The sequence below is a fragment of the Psychromarinibacter halotolerans genome (genome assembly GCF_029168315.1).
GTDB lineage: Bacteria > Pseudomonadota > Alphaproteobacteria > Rhodobacterales > Rhodobacteraceae > Psychromarinibacter > Psychromarinibacter halotolerans.
On sequence record NZ_JARGYD010000002.1, the window covers coordinates 536740 to 552306 of the forward strand.

15 protein-coding genes are annotated in these 15567 nt (G+C 64.7%); 10 read left to right on the forward strand and 5 right to left on the reverse strand.

What is annotated here, in order from left to right:
- The first annotated feature begins 10 nt into the window (after positions 1-10).
- On the forward strand, positions 11-577 hold the full coding sequence (locus P1K30_RS07515) for a nucleotide exchange factor GrpE (RefSeq protein WP_275632078.1): 567 nt from the start codon (positions 11-13) through the stop codon (positions 575-577).
- 84 nt (positions 578-661) lie between these two features.
- Here P1K30_RS07515 and mutS read toward each other — a convergent pair whose 3' ends face one another.
- Entirely contained in the window at positions 662-3286 is a 2625-nt protein-coding gene (gene mutS / locus P1K30_RS07520; protein ID WP_275632286.1) for a DNA mismatch repair protein MutS, read from the reverse strand.
- A 156-nt stretch (positions 3287-3442) separates the two neighbouring features.
- On the opposite strand from mutS, the gene P1K30_RS07525 reads away from it, so the two are divergent.
- The 4 genes from P1K30_RS07525 to P1K30_RS07540 all read left to right on the forward strand — a co-directional run bounded on the left by P1K30_RS07525 (position 3443) and on the right by P1K30_RS07540 (position 7877).
- Complete coding sequence (locus P1K30_RS07525; RefSeq protein WP_275632079.1) at positions 3443-5698, forward strand: NADP-dependent malic enzyme; 2256 nt, start codon at positions 3443-3445, stop codon at positions 5696-5698.
- Positions 5699-5749: 51 nt separating this feature from the next.
- Positions 5750-6658 (forward strand): D-amino acid aminotransferase, encoded by a 909-nt coding sequence (locus P1K30_RS07530; protein WP_275632080.1) that lies wholly within the window; start codon positions 5750-5752, stop codon positions 6656-6658.
- Positions 6658-7386: a sulfotransferase-like domain-containing protein gene (locus tag P1K30_RS07535; RefSeq protein WP_275632081.1), complete on the forward strand. Its 729-nt coding sequence runs from the start codon at positions 6658-6660 to the stop codon at positions 7384-7386. The genes P1K30_RS07530 and P1K30_RS07535 overlap by 1 nt, the downstream gene beginning before the upstream one ends.
- A gap of 77 nt (positions 7387-7463) precedes the next feature.
- Positions 7464-7877 (forward strand): DUF7282 domain-containing protein, encoded by a 414-nt coding sequence (locus P1K30_RS07540; RefSeq protein WP_275632082.1) that lies wholly within the window; start codon positions 7464-7466, stop codon positions 7875-7877.
- Positions 7878-7928: 51 nt separating this feature from the next.
- On the opposite strand, the gene P1K30_RS07545 is transcribed toward P1K30_RS07540, so the two are convergent.
- Positions 7929-8702: a sulfotransferase family protein gene (locus P1K30_RS07545; RefSeq protein ID WP_275632083.1), complete on the reverse strand. Its 774-nt coding sequence runs from the start codon at positions 8700-8702 to the stop codon at positions 7929-7931.
- 10 nt (positions 8703-8712) lie between these two features.
- A complete protein-coding gene (locus P1K30_RS07550) occupies positions 8713-9939 on the reverse strand; it encodes an argininosuccinate synthase (RefSeq protein WP_275632084.1) in 1227 nt (408 codons plus the stop codon).
- Between the two features lie 123 nt (positions 9940-10062).
- Between P1K30_RS07550 and P1K30_RS07555 the strand changes: the two genes are divergently transcribed.
- Entirely contained in the window at positions 10063-10488 is a 426-nt protein-coding gene (locus P1K30_RS07555; protein WP_275632085.1) for an acyl-CoA thioesterase, read from the forward strand.
- 6 nt (positions 10489-10494) lie between these two features.
- Here P1K30_RS07555 and P1K30_RS07560 read toward each other — a convergent pair whose 3' ends face one another.
- Positions 10495-10815, reverse strand: coding sequence for an Hpt domain-containing protein (locus tag P1K30_RS07560; protein WP_275632086.1), 321 nt, complete (start codon positions 10813-10815; stop codon positions 10495-10497).
- A 171-nt stretch (positions 10816-10986) separates the two neighbouring features.
- Here P1K30_RS07560 and P1K30_RS07565 point away from each other — a divergent pair, with 171 nt between their 5' ends.
- Positions 10987-12228, forward strand: a complete 1242-nt coding sequence (locus P1K30_RS07565; RefSeq protein ID WP_275632087.1) for a PP2C family protein-serine/threonine phosphatase — start codon at positions 10987-10989, stop codon at positions 12226-12228.
- Here the strand turns inward: P1K30_RS07565 and P1K30_RS07570 are convergent.
- Positions 12225-12659 (reverse strand): NUDIX hydrolase, encoded by a 435-nt coding sequence (locus tag P1K30_RS07570; protein ID WP_275632088.1) that lies wholly within the window; start codon positions 12657-12659, stop codon positions 12225-12227. The two genes, P1K30_RS07565 and P1K30_RS07570, sit on opposite strands and share 4 nt — an antisense overlap.
- 76 nt (positions 12660-12735) lie before the next feature.
- Here P1K30_RS07570 and hslO point away from each other — a divergent pair, with 76 nt between their 5' ends.
- The 3 genes from hslO to P1K30_RS07585 are packed head-to-tail and all read left to right on the forward strand — an operon-like array spanning position 12736 to position 15480.
- Positions 12736-13734, forward strand: coding sequence for an Hsp33 family molecular chaperone HslO (gene hslO / locus P1K30_RS07575; protein WP_275632089.1), 999 nt, complete (start codon positions 12736-12738; stop codon positions 13732-13734).
- A complete protein-coding gene (locus P1K30_RS07580) occupies positions 13721-14329 on the forward strand; it encodes a CoA pyrophosphatase (RefSeq protein WP_379560055.1) in 609 nt (202 codons plus the stop codon). The genes hslO and P1K30_RS07580 overlap by 14 nt, the downstream gene beginning before the upstream one ends.
- Positions 14329-15480 (forward strand): CCA tRNA nucleotidyltransferase, encoded by a 1152-nt coding sequence (locus tag P1K30_RS07585; RefSeq protein WP_275632288.1) that lies wholly within the window; start codon positions 14329-14331, stop codon positions 15478-15480. The genes P1K30_RS07580 and P1K30_RS07585 overlap by 1 nt, the downstream gene beginning before the upstream one ends.
- The last annotated feature ends 87 nt before the right edge of the window (positions 15481-15567 follow it).

The following is a 15567-nucleotide window of genomic DNA, read 5'->3' on the forward strand; positions in this document are numbered from 1 at the left end:
GAGGATTGAGATGGCAGAGCAGAACCGCGACGAGATGCCCGATGTCGACCTGAGCACGCTGGACGAGCTGGCGGCGGAAGACCCGACCGAAGCCGAACTGGCGGCTGCCGACGAGATCGAGCAGCTGCGGGCCGAGCGCGACGACATGCGCGACCGTTTCATGCGGGCGCTGGCCGATGCCGAGAACATGCGCAAGCGCGCAGACCGTGACCGGCGCGAGGCCGAGAACTATGGCGGGTCGAAGCTGGCCCGCGACATGCTGCCCGTGTACGACAACCTGTCCCGCGCGCTGGATGCGGCGGACGAGGAAGTGCGCGAAGGCAAGAAGGCCCTGATCGAAGGCATCGAACTGACGATGCGCGAGCTGCTGAACGTGTTCAAGAAGCACGGCATCGAGATCGTCGAGCCGCAGGTGGGCGACAAGTTCGACCCGCAGCAGCATCAGGCGATGTTTGAGGCCCCGGTTCCGGGCACCAAGCAGGGCGAGATCATTCAGGTCAGCCAGGTCGGGTTCATGATCCACGATCGCCTGCTGCGCCCGGCGCAGGTCGGCGTGTCGTCGACTCCGGCGTCTTAACTGGCATCCTAACTGGCGTCCTAGGGGGGCTCTGCCCCCCGGCCTGCGGCCTCCCCCCGGGATATTTGTAGTCCGAAGAAGGACTTAGGATTTCGCCAGGGATTTGAGGTCGTAGAGAATGTCCAGCGCCTCGCGGGGCGACAGCTCGTCGGGAAGGATTCCGGCGAGCTTTTCTTCAAGCGGCGACGGGCCTGTCGGTTTTGGGGCGGCAGGCGGCGGTGCGGCGGAGAACAGCGGCAAGTCGTCGAGCAGCATCTTTGAGCCCGACTTGCCTTGCCGGGCGCCTTCCTCGAGTTGGGACAGCACGTCGCGCGCGCGGTCGACGACGCTGGCGGGAAGACCCGCGAGACGGGCGACCTGAACGCCATAGCTGCGGTCGGCGGCACCACGGCGGACTTCGTGCAGGAAAATCACGTCGCCGTCCCATTCCTTGACCGCGACCGTGGCGTTCTCGACCCCGGACAGGCGGTCGGCCAGTTGCGTGAGTTCATGGTAGTGGGTTGCGAACAGGGCCCGGCAGCGGTTCACGTCGTGCAGGTGTTCCAGCGTCGCCCAGGCTATGGACAAGCCGTCGTAGGTTGCCGTGCCGCGGCCGATCTCGTCCAGGATGACCAGCGCGCGGTCGTCGGCCTGGTTCAGGATCGCGGCAGTTTCCACCATTTCGACCATGAAGGTCGACCGCCCCCGCGCAAGGTCGTCCGACGCGCCGACGCGGCTGAACAGTTGCGACACAAGGCCGATGTGGGCGGAGCGCGCGGGCACGAAGCTGCCCATTTGCGCCAGCAGGGCAATCAGGGCGTTCTGCCGCAGGAAGGTCGACTTACCGGCCATGTTAGGGCCAGTCAGCAGCCAGACGGCGCTTTGGTCGTCGCCGCCCGACAGGTCGCAGTCGTTCGCGATGAACGGGGCGCCGCCTTGTGCGCGCAGGGCGCGTTCCACGACCGGGTGGCGGCCGCCGTCGATGGCGAAGGCGCGGCTGTCGTCCACCGTGGGGCGGCACCAATCCTCGGCCCGGGCAAGGTCGGCAAGGGCGGCGGCCAAGTCGATCTCTGCCACGGCGCGGGCAAGGGTACCAAGGCGGGCAGACTCGTCAAGAATTCGAGACCGAAGCCCTTCATAGAGACGTTTTTCAATCTCTGCGGCGCGGGAGGACGCGTTCAGGATCTTCGTTTCCATCTCGCTGAGGTCCACCGTCGTGAAGCGTACCGCGTTGGCGGTGGTCTGGCGGTGGATGAAGCGTTCTGACAGCGGCGGGTTCAGCATCTTTTCGGCGTGGGTGGCCGTGCATTCGATGAAGTAGCCCAGCACATTGTTGTGCTTGACCTTCAGCGAGGAGATGCCGGTGTCTTTCGCGTAATCGGCCTGCATTGCGGCGATGACCCCGCGCCCCTCGTCGCGCAGGGTGCGGGCTTCGTCGAGTTCCGGGTCGTGGCCTTCCGCGATGAAGCCACCATCGCGGACCAGAAGCGGTGGTTCAGCCACCAGCGCCTGATCCAGCAGGTCGAGCAGGTCGTCGTGGCCCACAAGGTCCCCCGCGGCGCCGGTCAGCAGGTCGGGCAGATCACGCCCGGACAGTTTCCCCGCGACGGCGATGGCTTGGGTCAGCGCGTTGCGGATCGACGCAAGGTCGCGCGGGCCGGCGCGGTCGAGCGCAAGGCGGGACAGGGCGCGGTCGACGTCGGGGACCTTGCGCAGATCGTCGCGCAGCGCGTCGGACAGGCGGCTGTCGTCGGCCAACGCGGCGACGGCCCGGTGACGGGCGGCAATGGTATCAAGCACGCGCGACGGGCTGGACAGGCGGCGTTCCAGCAGGCGCGCGCCGCCCGAGGTCACGGTGCGGTCGATGGCATGTAGCAAAGACCCATCGCGGCCGCCCGACAGCGAATGCGTCAGTTCAAGGTTGCGGCGCGTCGCGGCGTCGATCTGCACCGATTGGCTGGCGGCCTCGCGCACGGGCGGGCGCAGCAGGGGCAGGTTCCCCTTCTGCGTGATGTCGAGATAATCGACGATGGCGCCCATCGCCGCCGTCTCGGCCCGGGTGAAGCTGCCGTAGGCATCCAGCGAGCCGACCTGAAACAGCGCGGTCAGGCGTTTCTCTCCACCGGTGCTGTCGAAGCTGGCGCGCGACAGCGGTGTGGTGACGGCGCCAAGATCGGTGACAAGGCCTTCCAGCTCGACCTCGGTCGCTTCGGACAGCACAACCTCGCGCGGGGCGATCCGGGCCAGTTCCGGCGACAGGCGCGACCGGGTGCAGGGCATCACGCGGAAAGCGCCGGTCGAGATATCGACCCATGCCAGCGCGCCTTCGTCCCGGACCTCGGCGAAAGCGGCAAGAAAGTTGTGGCGGCGCGCTTCCAGCAGCGACTCTTCGGTCAGGGTGCCGGGGGTGACAAGCCGCACCACATCCCGCTTTACCACCGATTTAGAGCCGCGTTTCTTGGCTTCGGCGGGGTCTTCCAGCTGTTCGCAGACGGCCACGCGGAAGCCTTTGCGGATCAGCGTCAGCAGATAGCCTTCGGCGGCATGGACCGGCACGCCGCACATCGGGATGTCGTCGCCGTTGTGTTTGCCGCGCTTGGTCAGCGCGATGTCCAGCGCCGCGGCCGCGTTGGCCGCGTCATCGAAGAACATCTCGTAGAAGTCGCCCATGCGGTAGAACAAAAGCGCATCCGGATATTGCGCCTTGATGTCGAGATACTGCGCCATCATCGGCGTCATCGCGGCTGGTGCTGCGGTCACGTCTGTCCCCCGGGTCGTGGTTTCGCGGACCTTACAAACAGCCCCCGGTCGCCGCAATTCGATCTTCTGTTGAGTGCTGCGGTGTTGGACGCTAACACGGAAGCCCGCAGATGGAGGATCCGCCCGATGGCGATGCAGAAGCACACCCGGCAGGATGCGCTGACTTTTCACCTTGAACCCACACCGGGCAAGCTGGCGATCCACGCCACGGTTCCGATGGCGACGCAGCGCGACCTGTCTCTGGCCTATTCGCCGGGCGTCGCCGTTCCCTGCGAAGTGATCGCCGAGGATCCGGGCACCGCCTATGACTATACCAACAAGGGCAACATGGTTGCCGTGATCTCGAACGGGACGGCCGTTCTGGGGTTGGGCAACCTTGGTGCGCTGGCGTCCAAACCGGTGATGGAAGGCAAGGCGGTGCTGTTCAAGCGGTTCGCCGACGTCAACTCGATCGACATCGAGCTGGACACCGAGGACGTCGATGCCTTCTGCAACGCGGTCAAGCTGATGGCGCCGACCTTCGGGGGCATCAACCTTGAGGACATCAAGGCGCCCGAGTGCTTCATCATCGAACAGCGCCTGAAAGAGGAATGCGATATCCCCGTGTTCCACGACGACCAGCACGGCACCGCCGTGATCTGTGCCGCCGGTCTGATCAACGCGCTGCACCTTAGCGGCAAGAAAATCGAAGACGTGAAGATCGTGCTGAACGGCGCGGGGGCGGCGGGGATCGCCTGTCTAGAGCTGCTGAAAAGCATGGGCGCGCAGCATGAAAATTGCATCATCTGCGACACCAAGGGCGTCATCTACCAAGGCCGGACCGAGGGGATGAACCAGTGGAAGTCGGCCCACGCGATCAAGACCGAACTGCGCACGCTGGAAGAGGCGATGCAGGGCGCGGACGTGTTCCTTGGCGTGTCGGCCAAGGGTGCCGTCACGCAAGAGATGGTGCAGGGCATGGCCGACAAGCCCGTGATCTTCGCGATGGCCAACCCCGACCCCGAGATCACCCCCGAAGAGGCGCACGAGGTGCGGCCCGACGCGATCGTGGCGACCGGGCGGTCCGATTACCCGAACCAGGTGAACAACGTTCTGGGCTTCCCGTACCTGTTCCGTGGCGCGCTGGATATCCACGCCCGCGCGATCAACGACGAGATGAAGATCGCCTGTGCCGAGGCGCTGGCCGAACTTGCGCGGATGGAAGTGCCGGACGAGGTGGCGCTGGCCTACGGGCGGCGGCTGAACTTCGGGCGTGACTACATTATCCCGACGCCGTTCGACCCGCGCCTGATCCATGTCGTTCCGCCCGCCGTGGCAGAGGCCGGGATGAAGACCGGCGTGGCCCGGAAAGAAATCACGGATCTTGAAGCCTACCGGCAGACGCTGCTGGAACGGATGGACCCGACGGCCTCGATCCTGAACGGGATCAACACCCGCGCGCGGGCGGCGCAGGCGACGATGGTGTTCGCCGAGGGTGACGATCCCCGCGTGCTGCGCGCCGCCGTGTCCTATCAGCGGAACGGGTTCGGCCGTGCGCTGGTGGTCGGGCGCGAACAGGATGTTAAGGAAAAGCTAGAGGCCGAGGGGCTGGCCGACGCCGTGCGCGAAATCCGCGTGGTGAACGCGGCGAACACCCAGCATCTCGAGACCTACAAGGACTTTCTGTACAAACGCCTGCAACGCGCCGGGATGGACCAGCAGGACATCCACCGTCTTGCGGCACGGGACCGGCACGTCTTTGCATCGCTGATGGTGGCGCATGGCCATGCCGACGGAATGATCACCGGCGCGACGCGGAAGTCGGCGCACGTGCTGCAGCTGATCAACCACGTCTTCGACGTGTCCGAGAAGGACGACGCGGTCGGTGTCACGGCGTTGCTGCATCGCGGGCGGATCGTGTTTATCGCCGATACGCTGGTTCATGAATGGCCCGACGAAGAGGATCTTGCGACCATCGCCGAACGTGCCGCCGCCGTGGCGCGTGGGCTGGGGCTGGAACCGCGCGTCGCGTTCGTCAGTTTCTCGACCTTCGGGTATCCCGTGTCCGAGCGCGCCGAGAAGATGCACGTTGCCGCCGAGGTTCTGGACCGTCGTGGCGTCGATTTCGAATACGAGGGAGAGATGACCGTCGACGTGGCGCTGAACCCGCGCGCGCAGGCGAATTATCCGTTCCAGCGTCTGACCGGTCCGGCGAACATCCTTGTCGTTCCGGCGCGGCACTCGGCCTCGATCTCGGTCAAGCTGATGCAGGAAATGGCGGGCGCGACCGTGATCGGGCCGATCCTTGCCGGGGTCGGGCGGCCGATCCAGATCTGCCAGACGCAGTCGACGGTGAACGACATTCTGAACATGGCGATCTTCGCTGCGGCAGAGGTCGGCTAGGTCTTGGACTTCCCCCGGCGCGGGCCTAGCCTGCGCCGGAAGGAGACCGCGATGACCGACCATGTAACGACCCACCAGGCCGAAGAAGACGCCCGGAACGAGAAGATCCTGATCTGGCTGAACGGGCGCTGTGTCCCGAAGGCCGAGGCGGTCGTCAGCGTTTATGACAGCGGTTTCATGCTGGGCGACGGCGTGTGGGAAGGGCTGCGGTTGTACGATGGCCATTGGGCCTTCATGGACGACCACCTGGACCGGCTGTTCGAGGCGGCGAAGGCCATCGATCTTGATATCGGGATGGATCGCGACGCTGTCCGGAACGCCTTGTTAGAGACGCAAAATGCCAACGGTATGACCACCGACGCCCACGCGCGGCTGATGGTGACGCGGGGCACCAAGGTGCGCCCGTTCCAGCATCCGTCGCTGTCGCGCAGCGGGCCGACGGTGACGATCATCATGGAACATTCAAAGCCGTCGATCCCGCGCCCCATCAGGCTTGCCACCGTGCCGCATATCCGCGGCCTGCCGATGAGCCAGGATCCCAAGCTGAATTCGCATTCCAAGCTGAACTGTATCCTTGCCTGCATCGCCGCCGAGAAAGCCGGCGCCGACGAAGGACTGATGCTGGACGTGAATGGCTTCGTGAATACCACGAAAGCCTGCAACTTCTTCATCGTGCGGAAGGGGGCTGTTTGGACCTCGACCGGCGATTACTGCATGAACGGGATCACCCGGCAGAAGGTGATCGACCTGTGCTATGCCAACGACATTCCGGTGTTCGAGCGAAACTATTCGCTGGTCGACACCTATGGCGCGGACGAGGCGTTCCTGACCGGGACTTTCGGCGCGCAGACCCCGGTCGGAGAGGTCGATGGTCGCGTGATCGGCAGCGGGCAGATGGGTCCGGTCACCGAACGGCTGCGAGGGTTGTACAAGGATCTGGTCGCGCGGGAGGCCGCGTGATGCACATCGCCATGTGGTCCGGCCCCCGGAACCTGTCGACTGCCATGATGTACTCTTTTGCCCAGCGTAGTGACTGTTTCGCGTGGGATGAGCCGTATTATTCCGCCTATCTGACCCGCACCGGCATCACCCACCCGATGGGGGATCAGGTGATCGCGGCGGGCGAACCGGACCCCGACAAGGTCATCGCGCGCCTGCGTGGGCCGGTGCCGGACAGCAAGGCGCATTTCTATCAGAAGCACATGACCCAGCACATGCTGCCCGGCATCGACCGGGATTGGCTGCGCGATGTGACCAACGTGTTTCTGATCCGTCATCCCGCGCGGGTGGTTGCCAGTTTCAGCGCCAAGCTGGAAGACCTGACACTGGACGAGATCGGATTTCGCCAGCAGTTCGAGCTGTACGAATTGGCGAAGTCCTTCGGGCAGACGCCGATCGTGATCGATAGCCACGACATTCGCGAAGATCCCGAGGCCGCGCTGCGCAAACTTTGTGCCGCGCTGGGGCTGGATTTCGATCCTGCCATGCTGTCGTGGTCAAAGGGCGGACGTCCCGAAGACGGTGTCTGGGCGCCGGTGTGGTACGGCGCGGTGCACGATTCAACAGGGTTCGCGGGCGCTGAAGGACCGCTGCCCGCCCTGCCGGCGAAGTACGCCGGGATCGTGGAAGAGGCGATGACCTATTACGAACCGATGCGTGCCGTGGCTCACGAATACGTTATCACCTGAAACTGCCCGCAAATCTCTTCGTGACTGCATGCAACGGGGATGGCCCCGTTCTGTGTGTAACAAGGGAGATTTTACCTATGAAACGTTTCATCGCATCCACGCTTGCCCTGACCTTTGTCGCCGGCACCGCCTTCGCCCAGTCCGACATGACCCCGATGGTCGACGGCATGGATCAGGATGTTTCCGGCGGCACCGTGACCGCATCGTCGATCATGGCTCCGGCCAACGGCTGGCTGGTGGTGCACCGCACCGACAGCGAAATGAAGCCGGGCCCGGTCGTCGGTCATGCCCCGCTGAAAATGGGCGAAAACACCGACGTCACCGCGATCCTGACCGAAGAGGTCGCCTCGGGTGACATGCTGATGCTGATGCTGCACGGCGAAGACGGCGGCATGCAGACGGGCATCTTCGAATACTCGCTGGGCGCCAGCGAAGACGGCCCCGTCCGCGTCGACGGCGACCTAGTCATGAAGGTCGTGACCGCGGAATAAGCCGGCTTATTCCAGTGATTGGCCCGGTCGCCTTTGGGCGGCCGGGCCTTTTTATGTGCGGGATTCGGTGTCGTAACCGAAGGTCTCGAAATCCTTCCGATACAGCTTTGCCACGATAGACCGGGCCTTCGCCGTATAGTGGCGATCCACCAGTTCGGCGGCGCGCGTGCTTGCCGGGCCGTACTGTCGCGGATCGTTGTAGGCGACGCCAAACAGCCGTTCAGAGACGAAATTCAGCTCGGTCCCCAGCTGTTCGAACCGCCCGACGTGGTCGAATTGCGCGAACGGAAGAACCAGCCCGTCAACCTGAGGCGCCCAGTGGTTGTCGTCGTACAGCCCGGTCCAGGCAAGATACTCGCAGAACTGTTCGAAGCTGGGCGTGTCGGTGCCGTACCGTTTGCCGACCAGCCGCAGCGGTCGTTTCGCCTGACGGCGGCGGTTTACGATCTTGTCGAGATAAGCGGACAGCGTGCGCGTGTAAGGATCGCGGACGATGACGAACTTGAAATAGCTGTCCAGCGCGTCGACCTGCGCCCGGCTTAGCCGCGACGGCCGCGTAAACGCGTGTTTCGCTGCCTTCTGCGACGCGGACCCGCCCACCGCGTTCCGCAGGACCGAGGTGACCGTGGAATTCGCGTTCTTTGGCAGTCGGTTGTACAGGAAGCGGCGCGCAGGGTCGATCGCCACGCGCATATCGACTTCGCTGATCCAAAGACCGCCGCGATAGGGATAGCGGCGGTAAAAGGGGCAGGCGACGTTGACTGCCCCCTTAACGGCCCGGTCGACCCCGTTCAGAAGACCGATGTCGTACTGAGCCAGGGTCATGACGCGCGTCCTATTTCAGGCGGCGGTCCCGCATGGCGAGAAGCTTCAGACGCAGCGCGTTCAGCTTGATGAAGCCCGCCGCGTCCTTCTGGTCGTAGGCGCCGGCGTCGTCTTCGAAGGTGACGTGCGCCTCGGAATACAGCGAGTGTTCCGACCAGCGGCCAACGGTCCGGGCAAGACCCTTGTACAGCTTCAGCCGGACGGTGCCGGTGACATGCTCTTGCGACTTGTCGATCAGCGCCTGCAGCATCTCGCGCTCGGGCGAGAACCAGAAGCCGTTGTAGATCAGCTCGGCGTATTTCGGCATCAGCTCGTCCTTCAGGTGCGCCGCGCCGCGGTCGAGCGTGATCTGCTCGATGCCACGGTGCGCTTCCAGAAGGATGGTGCCACCGGGCGTTTCGTAGATGCCACGGGACTTCATGCCGACGAACCGGCCCTCGACAAGGTCAAGACGGCCGATGCCGTGCTTGCCGCCCAGCTCATTCAGCTTGGTCAGGATCGTGGCGGGCGACATCGCCTCGCCGTTGATCGACACGGCGTCGCCCTTTTCGAAACCGACCTCGATGAACTCGGGCTCGTTCGGGGCATCCTCGGGGTTCACGGTGCGCTGATAGACGTAGTCGGGCGCATCGACCGCCGGATCTTCCAGCACGCGACCCTCGGACGAGGTGTGCAGGAGGTTCGCATCGACCGAGAACGGCGCTTCGCCGCGCTTGTCCTTGGCGATCGGAATCTGGTTCTGTTCGGCGAATTCCAGCAGCTTGGTCCGCGACGACAGGTCCCATTCGCGCCACGGCGCGATGACCTTGATGTCGGGGTTCAGCGCATAGGCGCACAGTTCGAACCGGACCTGGTCGTTGCCCTTGCCCGTCGCGCCATGCGCCACGGCGTCGGCGCCGGTCTTCTCGGCGATGTCGACGAGGTGCTTGGAAATCAGCGGCCGCGCGATCGAGGTGCCCAGCAGGTACAGCCCTTCGTACAGCGCGTTGGCCCGGAACATCGGGAACACGAAATCCCGCACGAATTCCTCGCGCACGTCTTCGATGTGGATGTTCTCGGGCTTGATGCCCAGCATCTCGGCCTTTTGTCGCGCCGGCTCAAGCTCTTCCCCTTGGCCGAGATCGGCGGTGAATGTCACCACCTCGCAGCCGTATTCGGTCTGCAGCCATTTCAGGATGATCGAGGTGTCGAGGCCGCCGGAGTAGGCGAGCACGACTTTCTTGGGCGCGTCGGACATCAAGTGCTCCGTTTTCTGGTGTCTGCGCCGTTTAACGCGCGCGTGAGCGGGCGGCAAGGTGTGTGGGGTTGCGATGGCGCGACGGGGGTGGTTGGCTTGGCCCGCAGATAAAAGGAGATTGCCGTGGCCGACCGGCTGGAACTGTTTCGCGGGGTGGTTCACCCTTGGCACCACGATCACTTCGGGCACATGAATGTCCGGCACTACGCGCCGTTCTTCGACGATGCCGTGTATCATATGTGGACGATGCTGGGTCTGCCCTATTCCAGGATGCAGGCCGAACACGGGGTGCATACGGTGTCCGGCACGGCGACCACGAAGTTCATCAAGGAACTGGTCGCGGGCGATCTGATCCGCATCGATGGCGCGGTGTCGCGGATCGGCGGCAAAAGCGTGACGTTCCACCTGCGCATGTTCCACGCGGACACCGGCGACCTGCACGCGACCTATGATCTGGTCGAGGTGTTCTTCGACCCGACGACCCGGTCTTCGGCCGAGATCCCGCCCGACGTGCGGTCCCGTCTGGCGATGCACGAAGTGGTGTCCTGACGCCGCCTATCCGGGGCGGTGGGCCAAGAACAGCGACTTCGATTCCGCATAGACAGAGACGATCTGCGCGGTATCGACGTCGGCGGACTGGCCCGCCGCCGCAAGCCGTTCGCCCCGGCTGCACAGATCGGCCATTTCCTGAAAGCCAAGGTTCAGCGCGCTGCCTTTCAGAAAGTGAAGCCTTTCACGCACCACGCTGTCGGGGGCCGGGGTGTCGAGGGTAACGACAACCTCGTCGGTTTCCTCAAGGAACAGGTCCGCCACCTCTATGAAGGCGTCGGCGCCGATTTCCGATTTCAATTCTTCCACGCGTGTCCAGTCGATCATCGCCCGTACCCATCCCGGCGTTCGTGCCGATGCGTCGCGCGCAGCCTAGCGTAAAACCGATAATCAGCCGGTAAAGAGACGCGGCAATTAACTAAAACTCTAAGTTTATCATCGTGTTAAGCACACGGAGGTTAAGGGTTCGTCCGAGACAACCCCGAAGGCCGCGCCGGTTTGAATGTTCAAAGCCTGATCCCTGGCGGTGGTGCGGACGCCAACGCGCCGCAGACCGTGCTGATCGTCGACGACAGCCGCGCGCAGCGGCTGTTGCTGAAGACGTATCTGCGCAAGATGGGCCACCGCGTGCTGGAAGCCTCTTCCGGCGAAGTCGCGCTTGCCGTCTGCCAGTTCGAACAGCCCGACCTGATCGTCAGCGACTGGGTCATGCCGGGGATGGATGGGCTGGAACTGTGCAGCGCCTTCCGCGCGCTTCGCGGCGACCGGTACGGATATTTCATCCTTCTGACGTCGAAGGACGAAAAGCACGAGGTTGCCGCCGGGCTGGACGCCGGCGCCGATGATTTCCTGACCAAGCCGGTGAACGCGACAGAGCTTCGCGCGCGGGTGCGGGCCGGGCAGCGCATTCTTGCGATGGAGGGGGCGCTGACCGCGACGTTGCAGGAAATGCGGCAGCTGCACGCGGTGATCGACCGCGACCTTGTCGAGGCGCAGAAGTTGCAGCAATCCCTAGTCCGCGAACGGCACCGCAGCTTTCCCGGCCTTGACGTGTCGCTACTGTTGCGTCCGGCTGGGCGGATCGGCGGCGATCTTGTCGGCCTGTTCGAGGTGAACGAGCATGAGATCGGCGTTTATGCGCTGGACGTGTCGGGGCATGGCATCGCCTCGGCCCTGATGACCGCCCAGCTTGCATCGCAGTTCTCGGGCAGCGTGCCGGGGCGCAACATCGCGATCACCACCGACGCGCAGAAGCAGCCGGTCATGCGGGCCCCGTCCGAAACCGCGCGCCGCCTGAATGAAACCGTGCTGAACCAGATGGGGACGGAACAGTATCTGACACTGTTGCTGGCCCGGGTTGAACCGGCGACGGGGCGGGTGGTGCTGACACAGGCCGGGCATCCGCATCCGCTGGTCCATCGCGCCAACGGCAGCTTCGAGATTGTGGGAACCGGCGGCCTGCCGGTCGGATTGCTGCCCGGCGCAAGTTTCACCGATGTCGAGATTCAGCTTTATCCCGGCGACAGGCTGTTCTTCGGGTCGGACGGCATCACCGAATGCCCCTCGGCCGGCGGCGACATGCTGGAAGAACAGGGATTGGTCGGCATCCTGAACCGCCACCGGTTCGCGCGCGGCGAAAGTTTTCTGTCGCGCCTGCTGGAAGATCTTTCGGCCCACTCGGGCGGAACCGAGTTTCCCGACGACCTGTCCGGTGTTCTGATGGACTTCGGCGAGCCCTAAAGCAGCCGTTCCGCGAAAGCCCGGTCGCCGTCGTTGGTCAACAGCTCGATCGCGGCCTCGGCGTCGGCCCAGATCGCGGTGTGCCCCGGCTCGGACGGCGGGCCGTACCGGCGGACGGGGCGGGCGGTGAAGATATGGCAGATCTTCTCGGCCCACAGGTCGTATTCCGGCATGTAGGTGAACCGCCGATAGGTCCCGATGTGCAGCGGCGACGCGATGCGCCAGCCGGTTTCCTCGAACACCTCGCGGTGCAGCGCGGTGATCGGGGACTCTCCGGGGTCGATGCCACCGCCGGGCAGTTGGAATTCCGGGATCGGCTCGGCCTGATGGGTCAGCAGCACCGCGCCGTTCAGCGGCAGCAAAGCATAGACGCCGGGGCGTTTTCTGTACCGGACACCGCCTTTTACCGGCTCGCCATATCTCCGGATCATAGCTGCCCTGCCTTTTGTGTTCTGTTGCTGTACCTATATGGACGCGGTATGCCAAAGCGAGCCGCAAGGAAACCCCATGACCATTGGATCGCAAATCGCCTGGGATGATACCATCCTGCCCTTCCAACTCGACCGCTCGGACATCCGCGGCCGGGTCGCTCGGCTTGACGGGGTGCTGGACGAGGTTCTGGCGCAACACGACTATCCGCCCGCCATCGAGGCGCTGGTGGCCGAGATGGCGCTGCTGACCGCCCTGATCGGCCAGACCATCAAACTGCGCTGGAAGCTGTCGCTTCAGGTGCGCGGCGACGGTCCCGCCCGCCTGATCGCAACCGACTATTACGGCCCCTCGAAAGAAGGCGAGCCTGCCCGCATTCGTGCCTATGCCAGCTATGACGAGGATCGCCTTGACCCTACGGGTGACGGCTTTCCCCAGATCGGCAAGGGCTACTTTGCCATCCTGATCGACCAAGGGTCCGGGATGGTGCCGTATCAGGGCATCACGCCGATCGCAGGCGGGTCTCTAAGTTCGTGTGCAGAGACGTATTTTGCGCAGTCCGAACAGCTGCCCACCCGGTTCTCGCTGGGCTTCGGTGAATCGCAAGAGCCCCGGCAAGGGATCCGCTGGCGCGCCGGCGGTGTGATGCTTCAGGTTATGCCCGAAGCATCCCCCTATGCCACGGGCGGCGGGTCTGGCGAAGACGGTCTTCTGAACGCCAACGACATCATGGATGGCGACGAGGAAGAGAACTGGAACCGTGCCAACCTGCTGCTGGACACCGTCGAGGAGTTCGAGCTGATCGGCCCGCAGGTCGACACGCCGGATCTTCTGGTGCGGCTGTTCCACGAGGAACGCCCCCGCGTGTTCGATCCGCAGCCGGTGAAGTTCGGCTGTACCTGTTCCGCCGACCGTGTGCGTCAAAGCCTGTCGATCTATTCGGCCAAGGACATCGGTCACATGACCACCGACGACGGGATCGTGACCGCCGACTGCCAGTTCTGCGGCGCGCATTACGAGTTCGACCCGAAGACGCTGGGCTTCGAGGCCGAGGAGGCGCCGGGTGACGACACCTGACGTCTTTGCCCGCCTGCGCGCGGCCGCCTGTGACCAGGGCGACGGCGCGGCGGGCGAATCGTCGGACTTCGACCTGAATCCGGAATTCCGTCCGCAGGGCATCAAGCTGCGTCCTGCGGGCGTTCTGGTTCCGGTCATCGACACCCCGCGCGGACCCGAACTGATCCTGACCAAGCGGTCCTCGGCGTTGAAGCATCATCCGGGGCAGATCGCGTTTCCGGGCGGCAAGGTCGATCCCGGTGACGATGGCCCGGTCGGTGCCGCCCTGCGCGAGGCGCACGAGGAAATCGGGCTGGACCCCGCCAACGTCGAGGTTCTGGGCACGCTTCCCGCGCATGAAACGGTGACGAGTTTCAACGTGACGCCAGTGCTGGCCCGCGTTCGTGCCGAGTTCACCGAGGTTCCAGAACCGGGCGAGGTCGAGGAAGTGTTCCGCGTTCCGTTCGCCCACGTGAGTGATCCCACGCGATACCAGATCCAGTCGCGGCGCTGGCAGGGCCGGTCGCGGTCGTTCTTCGTGGTGCCCTACGGGCCGTATTACATCTGGGGCGCCACCGCGCGGATGCTGCGCGTGCTGGCCGAACGGCTGGCGTGATGCGGGTGTCCGGCGACTGGATCACCGATCCGCGCACGCAGGCCGTCTGCCGCGCCCTGACCGACGCGGGCCATCAGGCGCTGTTCGTCGGCGGCTGCGTGCGGAATGCGCTGTTGGACGAACCCGTTGGCGACATGGATATCTCGACCGACGCGGTGCCCGAGGACGTGATCCGTCTGGCGACCGAAGCGGGGCTGAAGGCCGTTCCGACCGGCATCGAGCACGGGACGATCACCGTGGTGTCCAAGGGTCTGCCCCACGAAGTCACCACCTTCCGGCGCGATGTTGAAACTGACGGTCGCCGCGCGGTCGTCGCCTTCACCGATCGGATCGAAGAAGACGCCCTGCGGCGGGACCTGACGATGAACGCGCTGTATGCCCAACCGGACGGTACTGTCGTCGATCCGCTGAACGGGCTGCCCGACCTTCTGGCCCGCCGCGTCCGGTTCATTGAAGACCCCGAAGCCCGCATCCGCGAGGACTACCTGCGCATCCTGCGGTTCTTTCGATTCCACGCGTGGTACGGCGACCCACAGGGGGGTCTTGACGCGGACGGATATGCCGCCTGTGCGTCCCTGAACGCGGGATTAGAGACGCTTTCAAAGGAACGCGTCGGGGCCGAGATGCTGAAGCTTCTGACCGCGCCGGACCCTGCGCCGTCCACCGCGGCGATGCAGCAGGCAGGATGCCTGACGCGTGTGCTGCCCGGTGCCGATGCCAGGTGGTTGCCGCTTTTGGTCGATTTCGAGCAGCGCCTTGGCGTTGCGCCCGACGGGTTGCGTCGGCTGGCGGTATTGGGCGGGGAAGGGCAGGGCGATCTGTTGCGTCTGTCGAAAAAAGACACCCGGCGGCTAGAGGCGCTGCGCGATGCGGCGACGGGGGTGATGGGACCGGGCGAGCTTGGCTATCGGCTGGGCGCGGACGAGGCACTGAACGCCCTGCTGCTGCGCGCCGCCCTGACCGAAACGCCTTTGCCCACCGACACGCCAGCGCGTGTGCAGGACGGGGCCAGCGCCGAATTCCCGGTCTCGGCCAAAGATCTGCCGGCCGATTGTCATGGGCCCGCCATCGGCAAACGCCTGCGGGCGCTGGAACGGGACTGGATCGACTCGGGGTTTACGCTGGACCGCGCGGCGCTGTTGTCACGATAACTTCGCAATCGCCGAAGGTTCCCAAGGCGGCTGGCGGGGGCTATAGCTGCGTGCCTGTCCCCGGACGATGCCCCCAAAGGCCGTTTT

Excerpts from the sequence above, each read along its gene's own strand:
- P1K30_RS07515 (WP_275632078.1), top strand. The coding sequence starts at position 11 with ATGGCAGAGCAGAACCGCGACGAGATGCCCGATGTCGACCTGAGCACG.
- mutS (WP_275632286.1), bottom strand. The coding sequence starts at position 3,286 with ATGATGGCGCAGTATCTCGACATCAAGGCGCAATATCCGGATGCGCTT.
- P1K30_RS07525 (WP_275632079.1), top strand. The coding sequence starts at position 3,443 with ATGGCGATGCAGAAGCACACCCGGCAGGATGCGCTGACTTTTCACCTT.
- P1K30_RS07530 (WP_275632080.1), top strand. The coding sequence starts at position 5,750 with ATGACCGACCATGTAACGACCCACCAGGCCGAAGAAGACGCCCGGAAC.
- P1K30_RS07535 (WP_275632081.1), top strand. The coding sequence starts at position 6,658 with ATGCACATCGCCATGTGGTCCGGCCCCCGGAACCTGTCGACTGCCATG.
- P1K30_RS07540 (WP_275632082.1), top strand. The coding sequence starts at position 7,464 with ATGAAACGTTTCATCGCATCCACGCTTGCCCTGACCTTTGTCGCCGGC.
- P1K30_RS07545 (WP_275632083.1), bottom strand. The coding sequence starts at position 8,702 with ATGACCCTGGCTCAGTACGACATCGGTCTTCTGAACGGGGTCGACCGG.
- P1K30_RS07550 (WP_275632084.1), bottom strand. The coding sequence starts at position 9,939 with ATGTCCGACGCGCCCAAGAAAGTCGTGCTCGCCTACTCCGGCGGCCTC.
- P1K30_RS07560 (WP_275632086.1), bottom strand. The coding sequence starts at position 10,815 with ATGATCGACTGGACACGCGTGGAAGAATTGAAATCGGAAATCGGCGCC.
- P1K30_RS07570 (WP_275632088.1), bottom strand. The coding sequence starts at position 12,659 with ATGATCCGGAGATATGGCGAGCCGGTAAAAGGCGGTGTCCGGTACAGA.
- hslO (WP_275632089.1), top strand. The coding sequence starts at position 12,736 with ATGACCATTGGATCGCAAATCGCCTGGGATGATACCATCCTGCCCTTC.
- P1K30_RS07585 (WP_275632288.1), top strand. The coding sequence starts at position 14,329 with ATGCGGGTGTCCGGCGACTGGATCACCGATCCGCGCACGCAGGCCGTC.